This is a genomic window from Flexivirga oryzae (assembly GCF_014190805.1).
In the GTDB taxonomy this organism is placed as follows: domain Bacteria; phylum Actinomycetota; class Actinomycetes; order Actinomycetales; family Dermatophilaceae; genus Flexivirga; species Flexivirga oryzae.
The window spans coordinates 443,892-467,623 of record NZ_JACHVQ010000002.1 but is presented as its reverse complement, the minus strand read 5'-3'; the positions used below and the strand labels follow the sequence as shown (position 1 = coordinate 467,623).

Genomic DNA, 23,732 nt, shown 5'->3' with positions numbered 1-23,732 from the left:
GACCGGTACCTCGTTCCTCGCGACCTACTCAGGGATCGCCGGACCGCGCAGGGTGATCAGCCGACGTGCCGTGGCGGGCCGGTGTGGCTGCGTCCCGGTGGGGGAGTCTGGGTCTTCGTCGGCTGCGGCGGCTGCGTCGTCATTGTCGGCTTCGGCGGCTCGGTCGACTTCGGGGGCTCGGTCGTCTTCGGCGGCTGCGTGGTCGACGTCGACGGCGGTTGGGTCGTCGTGGTGGTGGCCGGCGGGCTGTAGGTGGACGTGTAGGTGTAGGTGTACGTCCGTGCCGTCGTCGACGGGGACGGCGCCGTCGTGGGGGTGCTGCCGTCCGGCAACGGGAAGTACTTCACTTTCTGGCCCTTCAGGGCACCGTCCATGATGCCCTTCCAGATCGGCGCCGCCAGGTCACCGGCGAAGACGTAGCCGCCGCCGGGGCTGGTGTAGAGGTGCCCGGCAAGGGTGACGTTCCTCATCTCGGAGAACCCGTTCGCGTGACCGACCCAGACCGCCGTGGCCATCTGCGGCGTGTAACCGACGAACCAGATGTTGGTCGAGCGGTCGTTGGTGCCGGTCTTGCCCGCCGCCTGCCGGTTGCCCGCCAGCAGGGTCTTGCCGCCGGTGGTGCCGTAAGGGCTGGTCAGCACCGTCTCGAAGATCTGCGTGGTCTCGGCGGCGACCTTCTTGTTCATGATGCGCTTGCACTTGGTGCCGGTCAGCTTGAGCTTCTTGCCGTTGCCGTCGGTGATCGACACCACCGGGTGGGGCTCGCAGTACACGCCGCCGGACGCGACGGTCGCGTAGGCGTTGGCCAGGTCCAGCGGGGTGGTGTTGGAGGTGCCCAGGGTGATCGAGGACGGGCCCGCCTCGATCGGGTTGCCGTTGCCGTCGCGGATGCCGAACTTGGTGGTCGTGTTGAGCACGTTGCACGCACCGAGGGTGCTCACCAGGTGTGCGAAGACGGTGTTGACCGACTGCGCGGTGGCGTTCGCGAGGGTCATCTTGCTGCCCGCCCGCGGTTGCGGCGCGTCGTTCGGGAGCGTCCACACCTCGCTGCCGCCCAGACCGCACTTGCCCGGGAAGTCCTCGCTGGTGAACGCGTGCGCGTTGGCGCCGGCACTCGATTTCGCGTCGTACGACGGCACGGTGATCGTGCTGTCCGGCGTGTAGCCGTTCTCCAGCGCGGTGATCACCGCGAACAACTTGGCGGTCGAACCGTAGGGGTAGCCGCGGCCCGAGACGGTGAAGTCGGACGCGTTGAGGCCCCGGCCGGAGGAGTTGGAGTACTTGGTGTTCTGCCCGCTACCGAGCACCAGACCCGTCCCGGGCTGCACGACCACCGCCGCGGAGTCGATGCCCGCGCTGTTGCCCTGCGGCACCTTGGCCCGGACCTCCTTGTTGATGACGTCGGCGATCTTCGGGCTGAAGCTGGTCCTGATCGTCAGGCCACCGCTCTGCAACGTCGCCAGGCGCTCCTTCGGTGTCTTGCCCAGCGACGGCTGGGTCTCCAGCCAGTTGATGACGTAGTAGCAGAAGTACGGGTACTTCGAGTCGGCGCAACTGTTGGACGACGTCTGCGTCGGGTGCAGGCCGAGCGGGGAGTTCTGCGCCTTGATCAGCTGCTTCCGGGTGATCATCTTCTGCTGGTACATCTTCTGCAGCACGACGTTGCGCCGGTCCAGCACCAGCTTGGGGCGGACGAACGGGTTGAGCAGACCCGGCTCGTTGACGATGCCGGCCATCATCGCCGCTTGCGGGACGGTCAGCTGCGAGGCGTGCACGCCGAAGTAGGTCAGGGCGGCAGCTTCGACGCCGTAGATGTTGCCGCCATACGGCACCAGATTGAGGTATCCGTCGAGGATCTGGTCCTTGGTGTACTTCTGCTCCAGCGACACCGCGTACTTCAACTGCTGCAGCTTGCGGACGTAACCCTCCATGCCGGTGCGGCTGACGGCCTCCTTGGCGGCCTGCGTGTCGCCGGAGTTGAGCGCCTGGTTCTGCAACGCGATCTTGACGTACTGCTGGGTCAGCGTCGACGCACCCTGCGTGCCGTTGCTGAAGATGTTGGAGGTGATCGCGCGGGCCAGCCCCTTGGAGTCCAGCGCACCGTGCTCGTAGAAGCGCTCGTCCTCGATCGCCACCTGCGCCTGCTTCATCGGCTTGGAGATCTTGTCGAACGGCACCACGATGCGGTTCTGACTGAACGGCGTCGCGAGCACGCTGCCGTCCGCGGCCAGGATCTTCGACTGCTGGGCCAGCGGATTCATCGCGAACGACCCGGGCATCTCGTTGAACAGCTTGATGCTGCCGTTGGTCGCCTGGCCCGCCGCGCCGAGCGCGGGTAGGGCCAAGCAGGCCGCGATCAGCCCCATGGCCACTGCTGTGGCGATCAAAGCTCCTAGGAGGCTGAGCACGGTGCCGAGACGGGTCGCAACACGCATGGTGGGCAGCCTAACCGCCGAGGCTGTCAGATCCCGCATCCGGCGCGGCCCGACATCATAGACGAAATGAGAGCCGCCCACGTATAGTGCGAAAGGACTATTTGGAAATAGTTCCCCGGGGATCTGGCGGCCGACCCGAACGGTCAATACGGTGACCACAGAACACGCGGGGCGCGAGGACGTAAAAAATCCAAGCTGGGTGGGGAAGGCCGAGAAGAGAACATGACAGCTGTACTGCCTGACAAGGCGACCTGGGACGAAAACTGGCCGGCCCGAGCGCTGTGCCGCACGGGGTCATCACCTGACGAGCTGTTCGCCAAGGGTGCCGCGCAACAGTCGGCCAAAGTGATCTGTCAGAAGTGCCCGGTCGTCGCCGAGTGCCTCGCGGACGCCTTGGACAACCACACCGAATACGGCGTGTGGGGCGGTATGACGGAGCGCGAGCGCCGCGCCCTGCTGCGCCGCCGGCCGGACGTCCGCTCCTGGGCGCAACTGTTCAAGCTCGCGCGTGCCGACGAGGCGCGCTCGCACACCGACTGACCTTCCGGCTTCGCGCGTTTTCCCGCGCGAGCGGCTGGCTACGGTCGTTACTTGCTCGGCGTTCGGCGCCCGCCCTACCCGCAGTCAGTCGGCCAGCTGCGCCCCGATGTCCCGCAACTGCTCCACGTCGTTGACGTCCTCCGCCGCAGCGGCGACCAGCACCTGCGGGATCGTCGGGTGCGCCGCCGTGAAACGGCCGATCGCGGCCTCCTGCCGCATCGCCTGCGCGGCGTGCTCGGCGTGCAACCGCAGCAGCGCCGCGGTGTCGGACGGCTGCCACTGCGTGCCCTCCCGCTCGGGTAACGCGTCCGCCTCCTCCGCCGCCGCGTCCGCCCGGCCCTCCCGCAGTGACGGCACCCGGGTCCGTTCGACCCGGTTGACCACGAGACCCGCCAGCGGCATACGCTCCTCCGCCAGCCGGCCGGCGAAGAACGACGCCTCCCGCAGCGCGTCCCGCTCCGGGGTCGCCACCACCACGAACGCCGTCGCCGCATCGCTGAGCAGGGCGTACGTCTGGTCGGCGCGCTCCCGGAAGCCGCCGAACATCGAGTCCAGCGCCGCCACGAACGTCTGCGCGTCCCGCAGCAACTGCCCGCCCAGCACCTTCGACATCACCGCGGTCACCGTGTTGACGCCGACCGACATCACCTTCAGATAGGCCCGGCCGCCCGCCTTCGCCGGCGACATCAGCAACCGGATGAACTTGCCGTCCAGGAACGACCCGAGCCGCTTCGGGGCGTCCAGGAAGTCCAGCGCCGACCGTGACGGCGGGGTGTCGACCACGATCAGGTCCCACCGCGCGCCGTCGCCGGCCTGCTCCGCGTGCAACTGGCCCAGCCGCTCCATCGCCATGTACTCCTGCGTGCCCGCGAACGAGCTCGACACCGCCTGGTAGAAGGGGTTCTCCAGGATCTGCTGCGCCTTGTCGGGCGCGGAGTGCCGCAGCACCAACTCGTCGAAGGTGCGCTTCATGTCCAGCATCATCGCGTCGAGCGAGCCGCCGTTGGACCCGTCGATCGCCTCCACCGGGGCCGGCTCGTTGTCCAGGTGCTCCAGCCCCAGCGCCTGCGCCAGCCGCTTCGCCGGGTCGATCGTCAGCACCGCCACCGTGCGCCCCTGCTCCGCGGCTCGTATGGCGATGGCGGCCGCCGTCGTCGTCTTGCCGACGCCGCCGGAGCCGCAACACACGATGGTGCGCACCGAGTCGTCGCGCAGCAGCGTGTCGATGTCGAGGGTGGGCGGCTGCGTCATACCGCAGCCTCCTGCTCGGCCAGGGCGGCGGTGAGCTCCAGCAGGCCGCCCGCGTCCATCCCGCCCGGGATCAGCGGCAGGTGGAAGGTCGGCAGACCGAGGCCGTCGAGCGTCTCGCGCTCGCGGTCCTGCAGGGCGAGCCGGTGCGTCAGGTCGATGCCGGTCTGGGTCAGCCCGCCCAGCATCCGCGGGCCGACGCGCAGCCCCACCGCTGCCAGGTCCTCGGCGAGCGGGTCCTCGTCGAAGTCGTCTGCCGCGAGCAGCGCCAGCGTCTCGTCGCTGATCGGGGGTGTGACCTCCTGGTTGACGACGATCGCACCGAGCGGCAGGGACAGCGCGCGCAGCTCGGCGACCGCCTCGACCGTCTCCTGCACCGGCATCTCCTCCAGCAGGGTCACCAGGTGCACCGCGGTCTGCGACGACTGCAGCAGCGCGGTGATCGCGTCCGCCTGGTTCTTGATCGGGCCGACCTTCGCCAGGCCGGCCATCGCGTGGTTGACCCCGAGGAACTGTGCCACCCGGCCGGTCGGCGGGGCGTCCAGGACGACGGCGTCATACAACTGGTCGCTGCGGGTGCCGCGCCGGCTCGGGCGGCGCCGGACCGCCTCGTAGACCTTCCCGATCAGCAGCACGTCCCGCAGCCCGGGCGCCACCGTGGTGGCGAAGTCGATCACGCCGAACCGCTCCAGCATCCCGCCGGCCATGCCGAGCTTGTAGAACATCTGCAGGTATTCGAGCAGGGCGGCCTTCGGGTCGACCGACAACCCCATCACCTGCCCGCCGCCCGGGCCGGTCGCGACCTGCACCTCCTCGTCACCGGACAGCCGCGGCACGTCGAAGACGCCGCTGATGCCCTGCCGGCCCTCCACCTCGGCGACCAGCACCCGCTTGCCCTGGGTCGCGAGCGCCATCGCGAGGGCGGCCGCGACCGTCGTCTTGCCGGTGCCGCCCTTGCCCGTCACCACGTGCAGGCGCACTCCGCCTGCGTCGCCGAACGTCATGCCGCCCACGGTATCGGGAGGCCGCGGGCGTCATACCTGCGTCGTCATACTCGAGGGTGACGACGGTGCCGGGTCGCTCACCTACGCTGACTGCATGACGTCCGTCGAGGGGAGCCGCCCGGACGCGCTGCTTGCCGACGCGTCACGCCGGTGGGTCCGGTTGCTGCCCTGGGCTGTCGCGTTCCTGCTCGTGGTGTCGCTGCTGCCGACCACCGTCGGCGTGCTCAGCGCCGACTACGGGCTCAACGACGGGATCGCCGGCGCCCTGGCCGTCCTGCAGACCGTGCCGTTGCTGGTCGCCGTGGTCCTCCCACTGCAGTCCTGGTACGTCGTCTTCGCCGCCGACGTCGCCGGCGCGCTCGCGTTGCTCGCCGTCGACACCGCCGGGTACGCCTGGCCGTACCCGCCGATGGAGATCGTCGGGTATGTCGCGCTCTGCCTCGCCGTCGGCCTGCGCGAGCCGCGCCGCATGCTGCTGGTGGTGTGGGGTGCCACGACGGTCGCGAGCATCGCGCTCACCCTCCTCGCGCCGGCCAGCACCAGCAACACCAGCGCCGTCGTCATCGTGCTGAGCGGCGTCGCCCTGGTCCTGGGTGCGGCGCTGCGGGAGAGGTATGACGCGCAGCGGCGACTCGCCGAGCAGGAGACCATCAGCGAGGCCGAGCGCAGCAGGCGGACCCTGCTGGAGGAACGTGCCCGGATCGCCCGCGAACTGCACGACGTGGTGGCGCACAACATGTCGATGATCACGGTGCAGGCCGACACCGCGAGCTATCGGCTGCACGACCTGTCGCCGCAGGTGCAGGAGGAGTTCACCTCCATCGCGGCCACGGCGCGCGAGTCGCTGGGGGAGATGCGGCGGCTGCTGGGCGTCCTGCGCAGCGAGGAGAACGGCGGGGAGCTCGCGCCACAACCGGGCCTGCGAGACATCGGACACCTGGTCGAGGCAACCGAACGCGCAGGAGTGCCAGTCGAATTCACGCCGTGCGAGGTCGAAGTGCCAGAGGGGGTCGGGCTGTCGGCATACCGCATCGTCCAGGAGGCGCTGGCCAACGTGGTGCGGCACGCACCCGGCGCGCCGACCCGGGTGGCGCTGACCGCCGGCGACGGGCAACTCGTGGTGCGCGTCGCCAACGAACGCTCACCGGAGCCCCCCGATGCGCCGCTCGAAGAAGGCGACACTGGGCACGGCCTGGTCGGCATGCGCGAACGCGTCCGGCTCGTCGGTGGCACCCTCGAGGCGGGCCCGCAACCGGGCGGCGGCTTCCAGGTGATCGCCGGAATCCCGCTCACCGGAAAGGAACTCACGTGACGACGCGGGTCATCATCGTCGACGACCAGGCCATGGTGCGTGCCGGGTTCGCGGCGCTGCTGTCCGCCCAGGACGGTCTGGAGGTCGTGGGTGAGGCACCGGACGGCGAGGAGGGTGTGGCACTGTGCCGGCGGACCCACCCGGACGTGGTGCTGATGGACGTGCGGATGCCGAAGATGGACGGCCTGGAGGCGACCCGTCGGATCCTGTCGTCGCCGGGTGTCGCGGACCGGACCCGGGTGCTGATGCTGACCACGTTCGACATCGACGACTACGTCTACGAGGCGCTGCGCGCGGGCGCCAGCGGCTTCCTGCTGAAGGACGCCCCGCCGGCCGACCTGATCTCGGCCGTGCACGTCGTCGCCGCCGGGGACGCGCTGCTCGCACCGTCGGTGACCCGGCGGCTGATCGCGGAGTTCGCCCAGCGGCGGCCGGCCGGGGGAGGCAAGCCGGCGTTGCGGCTGAACGCGCTCACCGACCGGGAGACCGAAGTGCTGACCCTGGTGGCCCGCGGCAACTCCAACGCCGAGATCGCGGGGCAGCTCTTCGTCGCCGAGCAGACGGTGAAGACGCACCTGAGCCGGGTCTTCACCAAACTCGACCTGCGAGATCGCGCCCAGGCCGTGGTGTTCGCCTACGAGTCGGGGCTGGTGACGCCCGGCGAGTAGTACCCGGGTAGGGGTCGGCAAATGGCTCCCCGGAGTGATGCGGGTGGGACAACCTGCTCCCTACCTTCGCCGGCATGAACACTTCTACCGCTCTTCACTACCGACTGCAACACGTCGACGACCACACGTTGCTGGCGTGTGACCCGCCCGGTGGGGTGCGCATCGTCGAGGCGTTCGGCGACGTGGCGATGGCCGACCACATCGCGATCGTCGTGCCCGGCAACGGGCACCACCTGGGCAACTACTTCACCGACCGCGGCCCGGTCAGCCCCCGCACCCGCGGTGAGCTCGTGCGCGACGCCATGGCCGCGCAGGCACCCGGGGAGCGTGTCGCCGTCGTCGTGTGGGTCGGCTACCGCACCCCGGCCGGTATGGCGTCCGCGTTCTCCAACCGGTACGCCCGCGACGGTGCGGGCGACCTGGCCCGGCTCACGCACTACCTGCCGCGCTCGGCACACCTGACGCTGATCGGGCACAGCTACGGCAGCGCGGTCTGCGGTCTGGCGCTACCGGCCGCGCGGGTCGAGGACTGTGTCGCGCTGGGCAGCGCGGGCGTCGGTGTGTCCCGGCGGGACGAACTCGGCACCGGCACCCGGTTGTGGGCCGCGCAGACCGAGACCGACTGGATCCGCTTCTTCCCGCACGGCCGGGTGGGGCCGCTCGGGCTGGGGCGGCCGCCCCTGCACCCCGCCATACAGGCCCGGCGGTTCGGCACCGGTGACATCACCGGCCACTGCGGCTACTACACCGCGGGCAGCGAGTCGGTGCGCAACATCGCGCGCATCGCGGTCGGCCGGTATGCCGAGGTCACCCCGGCGGGCGTCCGCGCGGTGGCGACGGCGCCTGCCGCCGCCATGGAGGTCGCAGCATGAAGACCCCACGAAGTTCTCCCCCGCTGCGCTCCTCCGATACTTCGCGGGGACCCCGCGTCAGGCCTCGGATGAGTGCGCCGACGACCGAGCCGGCGATCCTGTGCGAACGGCTGCGCAAGAGCTTCCCGGGCCGCGGTCCGGTGCTGGAGGGCGTCGACCTCGCGGTGGCTCCCGGGACGGTGCACGGACTGCTCGGCCCGAACGGCGCCGGCAAGACCACCCTGGTGCGAATCCTGGCGACCTTGCAGCGATTCGACTCCGGCCGGGTCCGGGTCGCCGGGCGCGACGTGACTCGCGATCCGGCGGCCGTACGTGCCCGGATCGGCATCGCCGGGCAGTACGCGGCGGTCGACGAGGTGCTCACCGGGCGGCAGAACCTGGAGTTGTTCGCGCGGCTGCACCACCTGCGCCGGGCGGCCGCACGGCGGCGGGCGGCTGACCTGCTGGACCGGTTCGACCTGGGCGCCGCGGCCGACCGACCGGTGCGGCACTACTCCGGCGGGATGCGCCGCCGCCTGGACCTGGCGGTCAGCCTGATCCGCAACGCCCGCGTGCTCTTCCTGGACGAACCCAGCACCGGACTCGACCCGCGCAGCCGCGGCGAGGTGTGGGACGCGGTCGGGGAGCTGGCCGCGGCGGGAACGACCGTGCTGCTCACCACCCAGTACCTCGAGGAGGCCGACCGGTTGTGTGACCGGATCTCGTTGCTGGACCGGGGCCGGATCGTCGCCGAGGGCTCGCCGGCCGAGCTGAAGGAACGCGCCGGGGGAAGCCTGGACGATGCGTTCCTGCAGCTCACCGCGGTGCGGTCGGCGGACGCGGCGGACGTGGCCCACGAGGCAGACGCAGCCGGCGCGGCCGGCGCGGCCGGTCGGAGGGCGGGGTGACTGCCGTGGTCGAAGTCCTTCCGGTCGCACCGCGTCCCGGCCTGCGCTGGTTCGCGTCCGACACCTGGGTCGTCGCCCGGCGACACCTGATGCGGCTGCTGCACCGGCCGGACGAACTGCTCGGCACCCTGCTGATCCCGGTGCTGGCGGTCGGGATGTTCGGCTTCGTCTTCGGCGACGCGCTGGGTGCGGCAATGACCGTCCCCGGCGGCGAATACCGCGAGTTCCTGCTGCCCGGGCTGTTCGCGCTCACCATGGCGTTCGGCATCGGCAACACCACCATCTCCGTAGCGGCCGACGTACGCGGGGGCGTGCTGGACCGGATGCGGTCGCTGCCCATGTCGCCCGTCGCCGTGCTGGCCGGCCGATCGCTGGCCGATCTGCTCACTGCGGCGGTCGAACTGGCGATCGTGATGACGCTCGGCTTCGCCCTCGGGTGGCAGTGGCACGGTGGGTTGGGGGCGGTGCTCGCGGCGTTCGGTCTGCTGGCGCTGCTGCGCGTGGCGTTCTCCTGGGTCGGCATCCTGCTCGGTCTGCTGGTCAGCGGGCCGGAGGCGGCGATGAAGTACTTCGCGTTGCTGTTCCCGCTGGCGATGGTCGCCGACACCGTCATCCCCACCGACCTGATGCCGGGCTGGCTGTCCGGTCCGGCGAGCTGGAACCCGTTGTCCGCCACCGTGATCGCAACCCGGGGCCTGCTCGGGAATCCGGCCGGGCCGGCGACCTCGTGGGTGGCTGAGCACGCGACCGGGGCCGCTGTCGCTTGGCCGGTCGTGATCACCGCGGTCTGTATGCCGCTGGCTCTCGCCCGGCTGAGGAGGTTGGCGCGATGAGCCTCGTGCTGCTCTTCCTGATGGTCGTCGCGGACGGCGTCGTGCCACCGGTCCCGAGTGAGGCCGTGCTGCTCGCGCACGTGCCGGCGGCTGCCGCAGCGGGGTGGCCGGCGCTGCTCGGTCTGGTGCTGCTCGCCGCTCCGGCGGCGGTGCTCGGCGACCTGATCACCTACCTGATCGGGCGGCGTATCGGCACGAAACGCTTTGCGTGGCAACGTCGTCCGCGGATCGCCCGGATCCTCGAGCGCACCAGCGCCGCTCTGGACCGGCAGGGTGTGCCACTCATCGTGTCCGCGCGCCTGCTGCCCGGTTGGCGGGTCGCGATCACCTTCCTGGCAGGGGCCGGCGGGCTGCCGCTGCGCCGGTTCCTCCCAGCCAGCGTGCTCGGGTCCACGCTGTGGGCGTCATACCTGGTGGGGATCGGCGCCACCGTCGGCGCACTCACCGGCGCCGGCCCGATCGTGGTCGCCGCGATCTCGCTGGTGACCATGGCCGTGCTGGGGCAGGCCGTGCGGTGGACGCGCAGCAGGCGAGCACGGCACGGCATACAGTGTGGTGATGCGCCGACATTGAGTCACCTCGTTGACCTACCGGGCGGCTGCCTACCGGGCAAGCCGTGAGTTCATCGCGTTCTTCGCCGTCAGCCCGCTCTACTTCGCCGCGCACGGTGCCGGTGCGACCGCGCAGGGGGCGCTGTTCGTGCTGTGGTCGCTGACCTCGTTCGTCTGTGAGGTGCCGTCGGGCGCGCTCGCCGACAGCGTCAACCGCCGTCTGCTGCTCGGGATCTCCGGAGTGCTGTACCTGGGGTGCTTCGCGAGCTGGGTTCTCTTCCCTGTCTATTGGGGCTTCCTGCTCGGCTTCGTGCTCTGGGGCGTCTCGTCGTCGCTGATGTCCGGCACCTTCGAGGCGTTGCTGTACGACGAGTTGGCATCCGCCGGCGCGCAGGCGTCGTACAACCTCGTGCGGACGCGGGCGGAGACGGCCGCGGTGGCGGCGATCGCGGCCGGCATGCTCGCGGCCGGCCCGCTGATCGCCCTGGGCGGTTTCCGGGCGGTCGGGATCGCGAGCGTTGCCGTCGCCGCGATCCACCTGGCGCTGACCGCGGTCCTGCCGCGCGCCGCGAAGCGGGACACGGTTGCCGAGCACCGCTACCTCCAGCACCTGCGCGACGGGCTGTCGGAGGTCACCCGGACACCGGCGCTGCGACGGACCGTCCTCGCGATCGCCGCGATCGTGGCGCTGGTCGGCCTCGACGAGTACTTCTCGCTCTTCTTCGCCGAGGCCGGACTCGCGCCGGGATGGGTCGCGGTGGCGATGGCGGTGACCGCACTGGCCCAGGGCGTCGGCACCTGGACCGCCGGGCGGCGGGCACTCCCCGGTCCCCGTGCGGTGCTGTGGCTGACGCTGCTCGGCGGCGGTGGCTTCGTCGCGGGCTCGGCGGCGGCCCTCCTGCACAGCGTCGCGGCCGCGGCCGGGGCCGCCCTGCTCGTGGCTGTCGCCTACGGACTCGTCACGAATGTGTATGTGGCCCAGGAGAACCGGCTGCAGCACCAGATAGTGGGAACCTCTCGTGCCACGGTCACCTCGGTGAGCGGAGTGCTCGCCGAGGTGGGTGCGATCACCAGCTTCGCACTGGTGGGAGGCCTCGCACACTGGTGGTCGGTCCCGCTGGTGCTGCAGGTGGTGACGGTGCCGTTCACGGTGTTCGGGGCGGTCGCCGGCGGCCGGTCCGATGCGCGGGGGCGTCCCGAAGTGCCGACGGTCGGTCGGTAGGGACGGGGTTGTGCCCCGGAGGCGTCCCGAAGTGCCGACCATCGGTGGGTAGGGACGGGGTTGTGCTCCGGGGGCGTCCCGAAGTGCCGACGGTCGGTGGGTAGGGACGGGGTTGTGCTCCGGGGGCGTCCCGAAGTGCCGACGGTCGGTGGGTAGGGACGGGGTTGCGCCCCGGGGGCGTCCCGAAGTGCCGACGGTCGGTGGGTAGGGACGGGGTTGTGCCCCGGGGGCGTCCCGAAGTGCCGACGGTCGTCAGGTGAGGACGGCGTCGACGGCCGCGACGGTCGGCGGGAAGTATGCCGATCGCGGGTCGATCAGCTCGAAGTGTCCGCAGCCAGCGAGCACCTGCAACGGCACGCCGCCGCCCACCGCGGCCTGGTAGCTCTCGGAGACCTCCACCGGCACCCGGTCGTCGGCGGCGCCGTGCACCAGCCGGACCCGGGTCCGCGGCGGGCCGAGCAGTGCGGGATCGGCGGCGCGCCATACCTTTTCGGGGGCGGAGCCCAGCAACGCAGCGGCCGCACCGTCACCCAGCCCCAGGTCCCGGGTGAGGTGGAGGTCGACGCAGCCGGCCAGCGAGACCACACCGACGACTCGCACCTCCGGCTGGTAGCTCGCCCAGGTCACCAGCTGGCCGCCGGCGGAGTGCCCCAGCAGCACCAGGCGGTCCGGCAGTGCCGGGTCGTCCTGCACGGCACCGACCGACGAGAGCACGTCCGCAGCCATGGCGGGCCAGTCGCCGGGAATCCGGCGGTACTCGATCGTTGCGACGTGAAACCCGTGTGCTGCCAACGCTTCGGACTGCGCACCCGCGTGCGTTCGGTCGTATGACGGACGCCAGAACCCGCCGTGCACCACGACGACCGTAGCGTCGCGCGGTGTGCCGGTGGGACGCCGGACGTCATACAGCTGATCGGCGTGCGCGCCGTAGGCCACGCTGCGGTCCGGTGGGGGAGCGGGCATCGACAGGATGGACACGTCGCCGACCCTACCGGCGAGCGAGAGGCGCAGAAACCGACCCACAGGAGTACCGGAACGGGCGATTTTCGTACTCCCGCCAGTCAGTTTGTGCCCCTCTCGGTCCGTGGGTTCACCGGGAATCCGGAGGCGGTCGGGCGGTGCGCCGGGTGGGGAATACAGTGACGGCATGACCAAGTGGGAGTACGCAACCGTTCCGCTGATCGTGCACGCCACCAAGCAGATCCTCGACCAGTGGGGCGAGGACGGCTGGGAGCTCGTCCAGGTGGTGTCCGGTCCCGATGGCAGCAACCTCGTTGCCTACCTGAAGCGCCAGAAGGAGCAGTGACAGATGTCCGCAGTTGAAGACCGCCTCGCCGAGCTGGGTCTGCAGGTCCCCGAGGTCACCAAGCCAGTGGCGGCCTACGTGCCCGCCCTCCAGGACGGCAACCTCGTCTACACCTCCGGCCAGCTGCCCATGGTCGACGGCGCGCTGCAGGCCACCGGCAAGGTCGGCGCCGAGGTCGCACAGGACGACGCGGCCAAGCTGGCGGAGCTTTGCGCGCTCAACGCGATCGCGGCGGTGAAGTCGATCGTCGGCGACCTCGACAAAGTCACGCGGGTCGTCAAGGTCGTCGGATTCGTCGCCAGCGACCCGGGTTTCACCGCGCAGCCCGCGGTGATCAACGGCGCCAGCGAGTTGCTCGGCAAGGCGTTCGGTGAGCGCGGTGCGCACGCGCGCTCGGCCGTCGGTGTCGCGGTGCTGCCGCTGAACGCCCCGGTCGAGGTCGAGATCACCGTCTCGGTGCAGTAGCACCGGCGTGACCACGACGCGCGACTTCGAGCCGCCGCAGCAACTGCGCGAGCGGGCCCGGGAGTGGCTGTCGACGCCGGCGGATGAGCGCACCGCCGCTCCAGCACGGTTGGCGTCGACGGTCCTGCTGCTGCGCGAATCCAGCGGCAGCACAGAGGTTTTCATGCAGCGGCGGGTGTCGTCGATGAAGTTCGCGCCGTCGATGTGGGTCTTCCCGGGTGGCGGGGTCGACGCCCGCGACGAGACGTCCGGTGTGCCCTGGGCCGGGCCCGCTCCGCGGGAGTGGGCCCGGCTCATGGGCGTGCCGGAGCCGATCGCGCAGGCGCTGGTCATCGCGGCGGTGCGTGAGGTCTTCGAGGAGTGCGGCGTGCTGCTCGCCGGACCGAGCGCCGACGAGGTCGCCCCGGACGTCAGCGGCGACGACTGGCAGGCCGACCGCGCCGCGCTGGTCGATCGGAGCGTGGCGTTCGCCGAGCTGTTACAGCGTCGGGGGCTGCTGCTGCGCTCGGATCTGCTTGCGCTGCAGGACCATTGGATCACCCCCGAGCTGGAGCCGCGCCGCTACGACACCTGGTTCTTCTCGGCGTTGCTGCCCGCGTCGCAGGTCGCCGACGACCGCACCAGCGAGGCCGAGGAGGCGGTATGGCGCCGCCCCGCCGACGCGCTCGCCGAGGTCCGGGACGGACGCACTCGGATGTTCCCGCCGACCGTCGTCCAGCTCGACCGGGTCGCCGCCTGGCGCGACCTCACGCCGGTGACGGCCAGCCGCGAAGGGCTGGCGGCGGTCCTGCCGGAGCCGGTCGACCTCGGCGACCGGGTCGTACTGCGCTCCCACCTGAACGACTGAGAGACGCCGCGCCCCCGGGACGCGGCGTCTCGCCATACACCCCTGGCCGACAGGCTCAGCAACTACCGACAGGCCCAGCAATTCCGGACAAAATCGCGCGAAATCGCCGGTGTTAGTGAGCCTCTGTAACGAAGATAGGTGCGTGGCGTTGTGTCCTGGGTTGTCAGGCTGCGGGTGTGAGGGTGACGGTGTAGCCGAGGTCGCGGAGCATTTTCAGGGCACGTGTTTTCGTGCGGTCCGGGCGTAGCCGGGTGTAGTAGTCAGCGCCGGGTTCCTGGTAGGGCTGGCCGGTGTGGCCCATGGCCCAAACGATGGACAGCAGGGTGCGTTCGATCGCGACGATGGCTTTGAGTTTGCCGCGGCGGGCAGCGATGCGGTGATACCGGGCGCCCAGGCGCGTGTTTCTGGTGCGGGAAACCGACATGGCCGCGATGCCCAGGGCGCCTTTGAGGTGGGAGTCCCCGGGACGGGCCGTGGTCGATCCCGTGCGTCCGGCGGACTCGTTTTGCCCGGGCGCGACCCCGGCCCACGCGGCCAGGTGCCCGGCGGTGGGAAACACGCTCATGTCCGCGCCGGTCTCGGCGATGATCACGTCCGCGACGGTGGTACTGATTCCCGGGATCGCGCAGATCAAGTCCCGGAAGGAGCGAAAGGGTTCGATCTGTGCCTCGATCCGCTGGGTCAACGCGGCGATCGCTGCGTCGTCCTGGGCGATGCGTTCCAGGGACATCCGCACCAAGAACGCGTGATGCTCAGTGAACCGGCCGGTCAGGGCTCGTTGCAGGTCCGGGCGCTTGTTGCGCATGCTGCCGCGGGCCAACTCCGACAGGGCGATCGGGTCGCGTTGCCCGGCGACCATCGCGGTCAGCATGTCGTGACAGGACACCCCGCTCAGGTTGGAGGCCACCGAGGACAGTTTGATCCCGGCGTCCTCCAACTGCTTTTCCAGCCGGGCGATCTTGCGGGTCCGTTCGTGGGTGATCACCTCCCGGGAACGGGTCAGATCCCGCAACGCCCGGATCGGTGCCGGCGGCACGAAGCTGGATCGCACCAGCCGGTGTGCGCACAAGTCCGACAGCCAGGTCGCGTCATTGACGTCGCTCTTGCGGCCGGGGATGTTCTTCACGTGCCGGGCATTGGCCAAGATCAGTTCGAACCCGGCGTCCTCGAGCAGGTAGTAGAACGGTTTCCAGTAGTCACTGGTCGATTCCATCAACACCCCGGTCACCTGCTGATCGATCAAGTACTGGCGTAACCCGAGGATGTCATCAGTCATCGAACCCCAGTCCGTGACCTCATACCCGGTCTTGCGGCGGCGAGTGCCTTGTACCCGGACACAGACTTTCGCGCCCTTTTTTGCGATATCGATCCCGGCACACCGGGCGTGTACTACTTCCATCACGGCCTCCTTCAGACCGCCGCCGGCCCGGCCCCAGGACCGGGGTCGGGTGCGTGTTGCGGGGAGGGCAGGAAAGAAATGAAGTCTGTAACGCGTGCTCGTAGCAACAATCCACGGTTCCCGTGGAGTGTCAAGTCCCGGGTTTGGTTGAGGCTCAGCGGGTTTGATTTTCTTATGCTGCGCCGGTCGCGTGTTGCGTCCAGTACGCTGCTTCGACCTCGACCGGAGGTTGATAGTTGAGCATGGAGTGGATCCGGTGGTGGTTGAACCAAGCAACCCAGTCCGCGGTCGCGGTCTCGACGTCGTCGATGCCGTCCCAGGGGCCGTCGAGGTGGATGAGTTCGGCCTTGTACAAGGAGTTCAACGCTTCGGCCATCGCGTTGTCGTAGGAGTCCCCACGGGACCCGACGGACGCGACCGCGTCGGCCTCCTCCAGCCGGTGGGCGTACCGCAACGCCCGGTACTGCACGCCCCGATCACTGTGGTGCACAAGGCCGTTGACGTCATGCCCGGCACGGCGGCGAGCGAACAGGCCCATGTTCAACGCGTCCAACGCCAGGTCGGTGTACATCCGGGTGGAGGCCTGCCAGCCCACGATCATCCGGGAGAACACATCCAGCACGAACGCCACGTACACCCAGCCGGTCTCGGTGCGCACGTAGGTGATGTCCGCGACCCACAATTTGTTCGGGGCGGCCGCGACGAACTGCCGATCGACCAGGTCCTTGGGCCGGCCGGTCTCTGGTGCCGGGCGCGTGGTGCGGGGGAACTTTCCCCGTACCGTGCCGCGGATACCCAGCTGCTTGCACAGTCGCTCCACGGTGCACCGGGCCACGTCGATCCCGTCGCGGTTCAGCTGCGCGTGGATCTTGCGGATCCCGTAGACCCGCATCCGCCGGTCGGCGTGGATGCGCATGATCTCCTCCTTCAACTCGGCATCGCGGCGGGCGCGTGCCGAGGGCGGTCGCTTCTTGTGGGCGTAGTACGTGCCGGGGGCGATCTTGACGTCCAGTTCGGTGGAAAGGACGCGGCAGATCGGTTCGACACCCCAGCGGTGCCGGTGCTCGTCGATGAACGCGACGACTACCTGGATGGGCGGTCGGTGAAAGTCGGCCCGGGGCGCGGTGTCCGCCGCAGGGGCGGATTCCGTTTCCCCGGGCCGCTTCCCGAACCCGGCGTGCACCTTTCAATGCACCGGGCTCTCCACAGGTCTGCTCAGGCAGCCTGCCCCTGGGCCGGTTGTGGCCAGGGGCTGGGGATGAGTGTTCCGCGGTATCGGTACCAGTTCGTGCGGACCTTGGCCGGGTCGTACAAGACGACCCGGTCGTCCGCGGGCCACCACCTGCCGCCGCAGTACCGGCGGCGTAGGTCCTTCCACGTGGCGTGACGGTGCTTGCGCCGCATCCAGTTCCACACCCGCGACCACACGACGTGGTTGAGGTAGGAAAACACGCGCGACGACACCCCGTGCCGGAAGTAGCCGCACCAGCCACGGACCGCGTTGTTCACGCGTCGCAGCAGCTCGGCCAGTGGTTGGCTCGTGCCGACCTGCCGGGACAGCGACTTGACCTTCCTGGTCACGCGCCGCACCGCAGCGCGTGAGGGGTAGGTGTAGACGTAGTACCGGCTGGTTCCCCTCTTACGGTGGCGTTGAAGATGCCACCCCAGGAAGTCCAGTCCCTCATCGATGTGGGTGATCAACGTCTTGTCCGGCGAGAGCCGTAACCCGATCGTTGCCAGCACGACGGCGATCTGCTCGCGAAGAACAGCCGCGTCCTGCCGAGTGCCTTTGACCATCAGACACCAGTCATCGGCGTACCGGACCAACCGCACCGACGGCAGCCCGTGACGGCGACGCCGGTGTCGCTGGTCCTTACTGGCGCGCGGCCCGCCCGGGTGAGCCGCGATGTGCTCATCCAGCACGGACAACGCGATGTTCGCCAACAACGGTGACAGCACTCCACCCTGCGGGGTACCCGCGGTGGTCTCTTCAAAGGCCCTGGCCTCATCCATCAGCCCGGCCTTCAAGAACGCCCGCACCAGCGCGATCACGCGCTTGTCCTTGACGCGACGACGCACCAGCCCCAACAAGGCCGTGTGGTCGATCTCGTCAAAGCACGCCTTGATGTCTCCTTCCAGCACCCACTGGTAACAGCGTGGGCGGCTGGCCAGGTAACGCACCTCGGCGACCGCGTCATGCGCGCGGCGGTTCGGGCGGAAACCGTACGAGCACGGCAGGAAGTCCGCCTCGAAGATCGGCTCCAACACCAGCTTGACCGACGCCTGCACCACCCGGTCCGCGATGGTCGGGATCCCCAACCGTCGCTTCCCACCGGACGGCTTCGGAATCATCCGCTGCCGCACCGGTAAGGCCCGAAACGTCCCGTCACGCAACGCCGCCCGAAGATCGGCCAGGAACACGTCCACACCGATCCCGTCCGCAACACTGACGGCAGTTCGTCCGTCGACCCCGGCAGTACGTGCGCCGGTATTTCCCGCGACCCGATCCCACGCCACCAAAAGGAACGCCGGATCGGCAACGAGGTTGAACACGTCACGAAACCGCTGATCACGATCCCGCAGCGCCCAACCATGCAGTTTGGTCTGAATCTTCAGTACCCGCTGCTGCGCCGTGAACAGCGCAGCTTCCAGTTCGTCGGTATTCACCATCGACACCCGCCCATGTGGGACGGGAACCTCCTGATCTTCCAGTGACACAACCTGCTCGACCTGCTGGCCCGCTTCGCCCTGTGCCCGGCTTTCCCGGACTCCTACGGCGGGTCGTCACGCCCGCGACTACTACCAGGCCTCCGCCCCACCCCGCGGCGCACCGGTGGTGACCGACCCGAGCCCGGACAACGGGCTCTCGCACCACGGGGTGGTTCCCACGTTCACCATGTCTCGATCAGCCAGTCCGGCACCCAGCTCTACCCCGGCAGCATCGCTGCGGCTACGCCGTAGCCCTTCACCGCAGCCTTCCCACCGTCAGAGCTACACGGCTTCGAAGTCACCCACCGGTCACCACACGGTGCCCGATGAGCGTGCGCTGCGCACCGGCCCAGATCTACCAGGTTCGAGCCGGCTTCGCGATTACGGGGCGTCAACCACTGGTTCGCTCTCGCTGTACCCTCTGACCTCGCCTCACAGGCCCGCACCGTCTGGCAGTACCGGCACGCCCTGCGCTTGTCGGGGCCGCTTGCCACCCGGCGCGAGTCACCACCCGCACCAGGCTGCCCCCAGGCTTCACCAAGCTGCTACGACAACCCGGCGGAGACGGTCTCCCACCGCCTCTCGATAACACGGCGCCTCGTGGCGCACAACTCCGCCGCGAAGAAAGCCGCGGCCGACTTCAGGATCTCGTTACTACGACGTAGTTCCCGGTTCTCCTTCTCCAGCAACCGGATCCGCGCCTCGGAGTCTTCCGGCTCGACCGGTAGATCCGCTGCTTCGGCCTTACGGACCCACATCCGCAACGCCTCCTTGTGCACCCCGAGTTGCTCGGCGACCCGAGCGATCGCGCCGGTACGGGTATCGGGGTCACGACGGGCCTCCACGGCCAACCGGGTCGCACGCTCACGAAGCTCCAGCGGATACTTCACATTCGCCATGATCGATGGGATTCCTTCCAGGAAATCTGGCTTCCCCTCAATCAAACCAAGGACGATTCAGAGCCCTCCGCCACCATGCTCGGTGCCAGGCTCACCATGGCGCTAGAGAGGAACGGCGTCTAACCGCAACACACTCCACCAGTGTCCCGCCAACAGCCCACGAACAGCCAGCCACCACCACCAGAAATCTTCCCCACCCACGGTGGGCCAAGCGAAGCGGCCCGGCAAGCTCGGTGGGTTTGTGAGCCTCTCGGGGGTCAGCCGTTGGCGAGCGCGCGGACGCGGGAGATGTCGCCGTTGAACCAGTCCTTGTCGAGCGGCGACGAGGTGTACTGCCAGATCGTGTAGTACGGCCAGCCACCGGGCAGCGTGCCCGGGGCGGACGCGTAGCGGGCCACCATCAGCGGGTTGGTCGCGTTGAACGCGGTCGAGTTGCCCGTGCAGGTGCTCCACCAGTCGTAGTTGGTGTAGATGACCGCGTCCCGGCCGGTCTTGGCCTTGTACTCGTTCAGGAACGAGTGGATCCAGCTGACCATCGAGGACGCGGACTTGCCGTAGCAGGTCGCGCCGTACGGGTTGTACTCCATGTCCAGCATGCCCGGCAGCGTCTTGCCGTCCTTGGACCACCCGCCTCCGTGCGCCACGAAGTAGTCGGCCTGCGCGGCGCCGGACGTGGTGTCCGGGGTCGCGAAATGGTAGGCGCCACGGATCATCCCGACGTTGTAGGAGCCGTTGTACTGCTGCGCGAAGTAGGGATTCGTGTAGTAGGTGCCCTCGGTCGCCTTCGTGTAGGCCCACTTCACGCCGGCGCCCCACTGCGCGCTCCAGTCCACGTTGCCCTGGTGGCTGGACACGTCGATCCCGAGGGTCTGACCCGCGGCCGCCATCGGGCGCGCGCCGGCCAGCGGCGTGCGCGTGAGCGACGCCGACCGGTGCGCCGACCACCCGGCATACGCATCACCCGGCTGATGGATGCCGGCGCGTGCGGCCGAGCTCGTCGGCGTGACGGAGCCGACGACCGCGGCGTGTGCCGGGGTGGCCGACACGGTGCACGCGACAGCGCCGGCCAGGCAGACGGCAGGGATCAGGGATTTCCTCATGTGCTTCCTCCAGGGACGTGCGTGGTGCCGTCCTGGTGAGGTGCACGACGCATCGGTAAGGAATTCCCAGGGTATTGAGACTTGGTAAATTGATTACCGCGCGGAGGTAAAACTTTGCCGGATCAGCCGGTGGCCAGGGCACGCACCCGGGAGATGTCGCCGTTGAACAGGTCCTGGTCGATCGGTGAATCGGTGAACTGCCACATCGTGTAGTAGGGCCAGCCGCCCGGTAGGGTGCCGGCCGAGGAGGAGTACCGGGCCACCCAGAGCGGATTGGTCGAGTTGAACGCGGTCGAGTTGCCGGTGCACTGCTGCCACCAGCCGGTGGTCGTGTAGATGACCGCGTCACGACCGGTCTTGCGCTTGTACTCGTTGAGGAAGGACCGGATCCAGCTGACCATCTGCGATTTGGTCTTGCCGAAGCACGTCGCGCCGTACGGGTTGTACTCGATGTCCAGCATCCCCGGCAGGGTCTTGCCGTCCTTGGACCACCCGCCGCCGTGCGCCACGAAGTAGTCGGCCTGGCTGACCGGGGAGGAGTACGCGGGGTTCGCGAAGTGGTAGGCGCCGCGGATCATCCCGACGTTGTAGGCGCCGTTGTACTGCTGGTTGAAGTAGGCGTTCTTGTAGTAGGTGCCCTCGGTCGCCTTCGTGTAGGCCCAGCGCACGCCGTTCTTCCACTGTGCCGACCAGTTCACGTTGCCTTGGTATGCCGACACGTCGACGCCCAGGGTCCGCCGCGTCGCCGCGGTGACGCCGACCAGGAGGGACGTCGACCGGCTGGGCTCGGCGTGCTGTTTCCAGCCGGCGTAGCCGCCGCCGAGCGCCGTGATGCCGGCGAGCCGGGCGGCCTTGGTGGGGAGCGTGTTGTGTCGGGTCGCCGCGTGGGCTGGCGCCGCGGTGGCCGCGAGGCCGAGCGCGGCGACGGCGGCGCAGATGGTGGGCAGGGGCTTCTTCATCGACGGTCCTTTGCGCGAGACTGGAGCTGGGCGGGGAAACCTCAGCTGCAACATCTTTCACGGTATTCACGCTGAGTAAATGCGGTACCAAGGTTCTGTAAAGGTTTGGCAGATCAGCGCGCCGATCGGCTGCTGCGGTGGCGCCCATCGGTAGCGGCTAGCGTTGTTTTCATGACGACTGATTCGGTATGGCGCGGCGGCCCCCTCGGCGATCGGGCCCACGCCGTACTCGCGCCCAACCCCGGACCGATGACCCTGGACGGCACCAACACCTGGATCCTGCACGCCCCGGGCGACGACGTCGCCGCGGTGGTCGATCCCGGTCCGCTCGACGAGGGCCACCTGCAGGCGGTGCTGCGCCGGGTGGCCGAGCGCGGCGCGCGGGTCGCGCTGACCCTGGTCACCCACTGGCACCACGACCACACCGAGTCGCTGGGGCGCTGGGCGGAGCTGGTCGAGGCACCGATCCGCGGCGGAGGGCACGGCACACCGTTCGACGATGACGAGCGGATCACCGTGGGATCGCTGCAGATCCGGGCGTTGGCAACCCCGGGGCACACCGCGGACTCGGTGTCGTTCCACCTGCCCGACGCGGACGTGCTGGTCACCGGCGACACCGTGCTCGGCAGGGGCACCACGGTGGTCGCGCACCCGGACGGTGCCCTCGGCCCCTACCTCGACTCGCTGGCGAAGCTGCACGCCGTCGCCGCGGAGCGCCCGACGCTGCTGGCTCCCGCACACGGTCCGTCACACGCCGATGCCGCGGCCGTGATCGCGACCTACCAGCAACACCGCGCGGAACGGCTGGATCAGGTGCGTGCCGCGCTCGCGGCCGGTGACGCCGACGCCCCCGACGTGGCACAGGCGGTCGTCGAGCGGGTGTATGCCGACGTGCCGCGCGAGGTGTGGCCGGCGGCCAGGTCGAGCGTCGCCGCCCAACTGGATTACCTGCGGGCCACCCCCTGAGGGGAGTCGTTCACCAGGGCGCGGTCGCGACGAACGTCGCCTCGCCCTGCCATTCGAGGCCACTCACCTGGAACGCGTAGGCGCCCTTGTCGCTGTCCCCCTGCACCTGCACCAGCATCCAGGTCTTGGCGTTGTCCGGGTCGACGAGCTTGTAGGCGATCAGCTTCCGCCCGTTGGCGGCGGTCAGGTTGATCGGGCCCTTGGCGCCGTAGTAGCTGACGAGCCGGTCGACGTGGCTGCTCGTGTCGTAGGCGAGCATCTCCAGCTCCAGTCCGTCTGCCCGAGCACAGTTGAGCCGGTAGTTGTACTGCGGCATCGTCCCGGTCACCTTCTTGGTCACCGCCGCGCATTTCAGCCCGGTGTAACCCACGCCGGTCGGCGTCTGCGGCAGCAGCGTCGGCCACAACTGCTGCGCCGGTTTCACGGCGTCCCACACCGCGAGCTGGCCGGGCCCGTCGTCGCCGGTCGGCATACCGGACTGGCTCGTCGAGCTCGTCGAGCTGGTCGGGTCGGTGGTCGTGGTGGGAGGCGGCGCCGCGTCGCTGAGCGACCGGCTCAGGCCGTAGCCCCCGGCCGCCAGCACCAGCACCGCACCCGCGCCGGCACCCCACACCAGGGCCGGCCGCCGTCGCCGCGCCGCTGCCGGCGCCGCCGCCTGCTGCACCGGCGTCGCCACTGCCGGCCCGGTGCCCCGCAGCGCCTCGGCGAACTCGCGGCACGACGCGAAACGGTCCGCCGGGTCCTTCGACAGTGCCCGGACGATCGCGCTCGAGACGTCCGCGCCGAGGTCCGGCCGGGTCGCGCTGAGCGCCGGCGGCGGAGCCGTCAGGTGACCCTGCACCACGGTGGCCACGTTGTCGGATGCGTATGGCGCCCGCCCGGTCAGCAGGGTGTGCACGGTGCACGCCAGCGAGTACTGGTCGGAGCGGCCGTCCAGCTGCCCGCCGCGCAGCTGCTCGGGGGATGCGAAATCGAAGGTGGCCAGGGTCTGCCCGGTGCTGGTGATGTCGTGCGAGTGGTCCAGCACGGTGGCGATCCCGAAGTCGGTCAGCAACGCGCGGCCGGGAGCCTCCGACTCCAGCATGATGTTGGCCGGCTTCACGTCCCGGTGCAGCACCCCGCGGGCGTGCGCGTAGTCCAGCGCGTCCGCGGTCTGCGCCGCGATGGTTGCCGCCCGGTCCAGCGGCATCGGGCCGTGGGCGCGCAGCAGGGCGGCCACGTCGGAGCCCCGCACGAACTGCATGGAGATCCACGGGACGCCGTCCTCGACACCGCGGTCGAGCACGGACACGATGCCCGGGTGGTCCAGCCGGGCGATCATCTCGGCCTCCCGCTCGAAACGGGCCAGCGCCTCGCGGTCGTCCGTGGCGGCGGTCAGCGTCTTGATGGCGACCGTGCGGGGCAGCCGCGGGTGGTCCGCGGCATACACCGCGCCCATCCCGCCCCGGCCCAGCAACCCCCTGATGCGATAACCGGCGAAGATGTCGCCCTCGTGCAGCCCCCGTGACAC

At 69.6% G+C, this 23,732-nt stretch carries 23 protein-coding genes; 12 read left to right on the top strand and 11 right to left on the bottom strand.

Annotated elements, in window-relative coordinates:
* Positions 1 to 56: 56 nt before the first annotated feature.
* Positions 57 to 2,435, bottom strand: a complete 2,379-nt coding sequence (locus tag FHU39_RS15265) for a transglycosylase domain-containing protein (protein ID WP_183321443.1) — start codon at positions 2,433 to 2,435, stop codon at positions 57 to 59.
* A gap of 222 nt (positions 2,436 to 2,657) precedes the next feature.
* On the opposite strand from FHU39_RS15265, the gene FHU39_RS15260 reads away from it, so the two are divergent.
* Positions 2,658 to 2,975, top strand: a complete 318-nt coding sequence (locus tag FHU39_RS15260) for a WhiB family transcriptional regulator (RefSeq protein WP_183321442.1) — start codon at positions 2,658 to 2,660, stop codon at positions 2,973 to 2,975.
* A gap of 84 nt (positions 2,976 to 3,059) precedes the next feature.
* Here the strand turns inward: FHU39_RS15260 and bagB are convergent, their stop codons facing one another.
* The gene (gene bagB / locus FHU39_RS15255) at positions 3,060 to 4,226 is read right to left on the bottom strand and encodes an ArsA family ATPase (RefSeq protein WP_183321441.1); all 1,167 of its coding nucleotides are present in this window, start codon (positions 4,224 to 4,226) and stop codon (positions 3,060 to 3,062) included.
* Positions 4,223 to 5,227 (bottom strand): ATPase BagA, encoded by a 1,005-nt coding sequence (gene bagA, locus FHU39_RS15250; RefSeq protein WP_183321440.1) that lies wholly within the window; start codon positions 5,225 to 5,227, stop codon positions 4,223 to 4,225. Before bagA ends, bagB begins: the two co-directional genes overlap by 4 nt.
* A 94-nt stretch (positions 5,228 to 5,321) precedes the next feature.
* Between bagA and FHU39_RS15245 the strand changes: the two genes are divergently transcribed.
* From FHU39_RS15245 to FHU39_RS15215, 7 genes are all read left to right on the top strand, one after another.
* On the top strand, positions 5,322 to 6,539 hold the full coding sequence (locus tag FHU39_RS15245) for a sensor histidine kinase (protein ID WP_183321439.1): 1,218 nt from the start codon (positions 5,322 to 5,324) through the stop codon (positions 6,537 to 6,539).
* Positions 6,536 to 7,207 carry a response regulator gene (locus FHU39_RS15240; protein WP_183321438.1) on the top strand — a complete coding sequence of 224 codons (672 nt, stop codon included), beginning with the start codon at positions 6,536 to 6,538 and terminating at the stop codon, positions 7,205 to 7,207. The genes FHU39_RS15245 and FHU39_RS15240 overlap by 4 nt, the downstream gene beginning before the upstream one ends.
* A 74-nt stretch (positions 7,208 to 7,281) precedes the next feature.
* On the top strand, positions 7,282 to 8,079 hold the full coding sequence (locus tag FHU39_RS15235) for an alpha/beta hydrolase (RefSeq protein ID WP_183321437.1): 798 nt from the start codon (positions 7,282 to 7,284) through the stop codon (positions 8,077 to 8,079).
* A gap of 68 nt (positions 8,080 to 8,147) precedes the next feature.
* Positions 8,148 to 8,966 (top strand): ABC transporter ATP-binding protein, encoded by an 819-nt coding sequence (locus FHU39_RS15230; RefSeq protein ID WP_221185549.1) that lies wholly within the window; start codon positions 8,148 to 8,150, stop codon positions 8,964 to 8,966.
* A complete protein-coding gene (locus tag FHU39_RS15225; protein WP_183321435.1) occupies positions 8,963 to 9,799 on the top strand; it encodes an ABC transporter permease in 837 nt (278 codons plus the stop codon). Before FHU39_RS15230 ends, FHU39_RS15225 begins: the two co-directional genes overlap by 4 nt.
* The gene (locus FHU39_RS15220; protein ID WP_183321434.1) at positions 9,796 to 10,419 is read left to right on the top strand and encodes a DedA family protein; all 624 of its coding nucleotides are present in this window, start codon (positions 9,796 to 9,798) and stop codon (positions 10,417 to 10,419) included. The genes FHU39_RS15225 and FHU39_RS15220 overlap by 4 nt, the downstream gene beginning before the upstream one ends.
* The gene (locus FHU39_RS15215; protein WP_183321433.1) at positions 10,382 to 11,572 is read left to right on the top strand and encodes an MFS transporter; all 1,191 of its coding nucleotides are present in this window, start codon (positions 10,382 to 10,384) and stop codon (positions 11,570 to 11,572) included. The genes FHU39_RS15220 and FHU39_RS15215 overlap by 38 nt, the downstream gene beginning before the upstream one ends.
* Before the next feature lie 252 nt (positions 11,573 to 11,824).
* On the opposite strand, the gene FHU39_RS15210 is transcribed toward FHU39_RS15215, so the two are convergent.
* Positions 11,825 to 12,550, bottom strand: coding sequence for an alpha/beta hydrolase family protein (locus FHU39_RS15210; RefSeq protein ID WP_221185548.1), 726 nt, complete (start codon positions 12,548 to 12,550; stop codon positions 11,825 to 11,827).
* A 169-nt stretch (positions 12,551 to 12,719) separates the two neighbouring features.
* Here FHU39_RS15210 and sp36 point away from each other — a divergent pair, with 169 nt between their 5' ends.
* Genes sp36 through FHU39_RS15195 form a run of 3 tightly spaced genes read left to right on the top strand, consistent with a single transcriptional unit; the run spans position 12,720 to position 14,190 of the window.
* On the top strand, positions 12,720 to 12,878 hold the full coding sequence (sp36, locus tag FHU39_RS15205; protein WP_183321432.1) for a Sp36 family protein: 159 nt from the start codon (positions 12,720 to 12,722) through the stop codon (positions 12,876 to 12,878).
* A 3-nt stretch (positions 12,879 to 12,881) separates the two neighbouring features.
* A complete protein-coding gene (locus FHU39_RS15200; RefSeq protein ID WP_183321431.1) occupies positions 12,882 to 13,343 on the top strand; it encodes a RidA family protein in 462 nt (153 codons plus the stop codon).
* A 7-nt stretch (positions 13,344 to 13,350) separates the two neighbouring features.
* Positions 13,351 to 14,190: an NUDIX hydrolase gene (locus tag FHU39_RS15195; RefSeq protein WP_183321430.1), complete on the top strand. Its 840-nt coding sequence runs from the start codon at positions 13,351 to 13,353 to the stop codon at positions 14,188 to 14,190.
* Positions 14,191 to 14,353: 163 nt separating this feature from the next.
* Here FHU39_RS15195 and FHU39_RS15190 read toward each other — a convergent pair whose 3' ends face one another.
* From FHU39_RS15190 to FHU39_RS15165, 6 genes are all read right to left on the bottom strand, one after another.
* Positions 14,354 to 15,589, bottom strand: coding sequence for an IS110 family RNA-guided transposase (locus FHU39_RS15190; protein ID WP_183319556.1), 1,236 nt, complete (start codon positions 15,587 to 15,589; stop codon positions 14,354 to 14,356).
* Positions 15,590 to 15,761: 172 nt separating this feature from the next.
* Positions 15,762 to 16,772 carry an IS3 family transposase gene (locus FHU39_RS15185; protein ID WP_183321429.1) on the bottom strand — a complete coding sequence of 337 codons (1,011 nt, stop codon included), beginning with the start codon at positions 16,770 to 16,772 and terminating at the stop codon, positions 15,762 to 15,764.
* A 32-nt stretch (positions 16,773 to 16,804) separates the two neighbouring features.
* Positions 16,805 to 18,259 (bottom strand): group II intron reverse transcriptase/maturase, encoded by a 1,455-nt coding sequence (gene ltrA / locus FHU39_RS15180; protein WP_221185327.1) that lies wholly within the window; start codon positions 18,257 to 18,259, stop codon positions 16,805 to 16,807.
* A 584-nt stretch (positions 18,260 to 18,843) separates the two neighbouring features.
* A complete protein-coding gene (locus FHU39_RS15175) occupies positions 18,844 to 19,197 on the bottom strand; it encodes a transposase (protein ID WP_183318081.1) in 354 nt (117 codons plus the stop codon).
* A gap of 257 nt (positions 19,198 to 19,454) precedes the next feature.
* Positions 19,455 to 20,297, bottom strand: coding sequence for a lysozyme (locus FHU39_RS15170; protein ID WP_183321428.1), 843 nt, complete (start codon positions 20,295 to 20,297; stop codon positions 19,455 to 19,457).
* Positions 20,298 to 20,419: 122 nt separating this feature from the next.
* Positions 20,420 to 21,256, bottom strand: a complete 837-nt coding sequence (locus FHU39_RS15165) for a lysozyme (protein WP_183321427.1) — start codon at positions 21,254 to 21,256, stop codon at positions 20,420 to 20,422.
* Between the two features lie 171 nt (positions 21,257 to 21,427).
* On the opposite strand from FHU39_RS15165, the gene FHU39_RS15160 reads away from it, so the two are divergent.
* Positions 21,428 to 22,222, top strand: coding sequence for an MBL fold metallo-hydrolase (locus FHU39_RS15160; protein WP_183321426.1), 795 nt, complete (start codon positions 21,428 to 21,430; stop codon positions 22,220 to 22,222).
* A gap of 10 nt (positions 22,223 to 22,232) precedes the next feature.
* On the opposite strand, the gene FHU39_RS24730 is transcribed toward FHU39_RS15160, so the two are convergent.
* On the bottom strand, positions 22,233 to 23,732 hold the full coding sequence (locus FHU39_RS24730) for a protein kinase domain-containing protein (protein WP_183321425.1): 1,500 nt from the start codon (positions 23,730 to 23,732) through the stop codon (positions 22,233 to 22,235).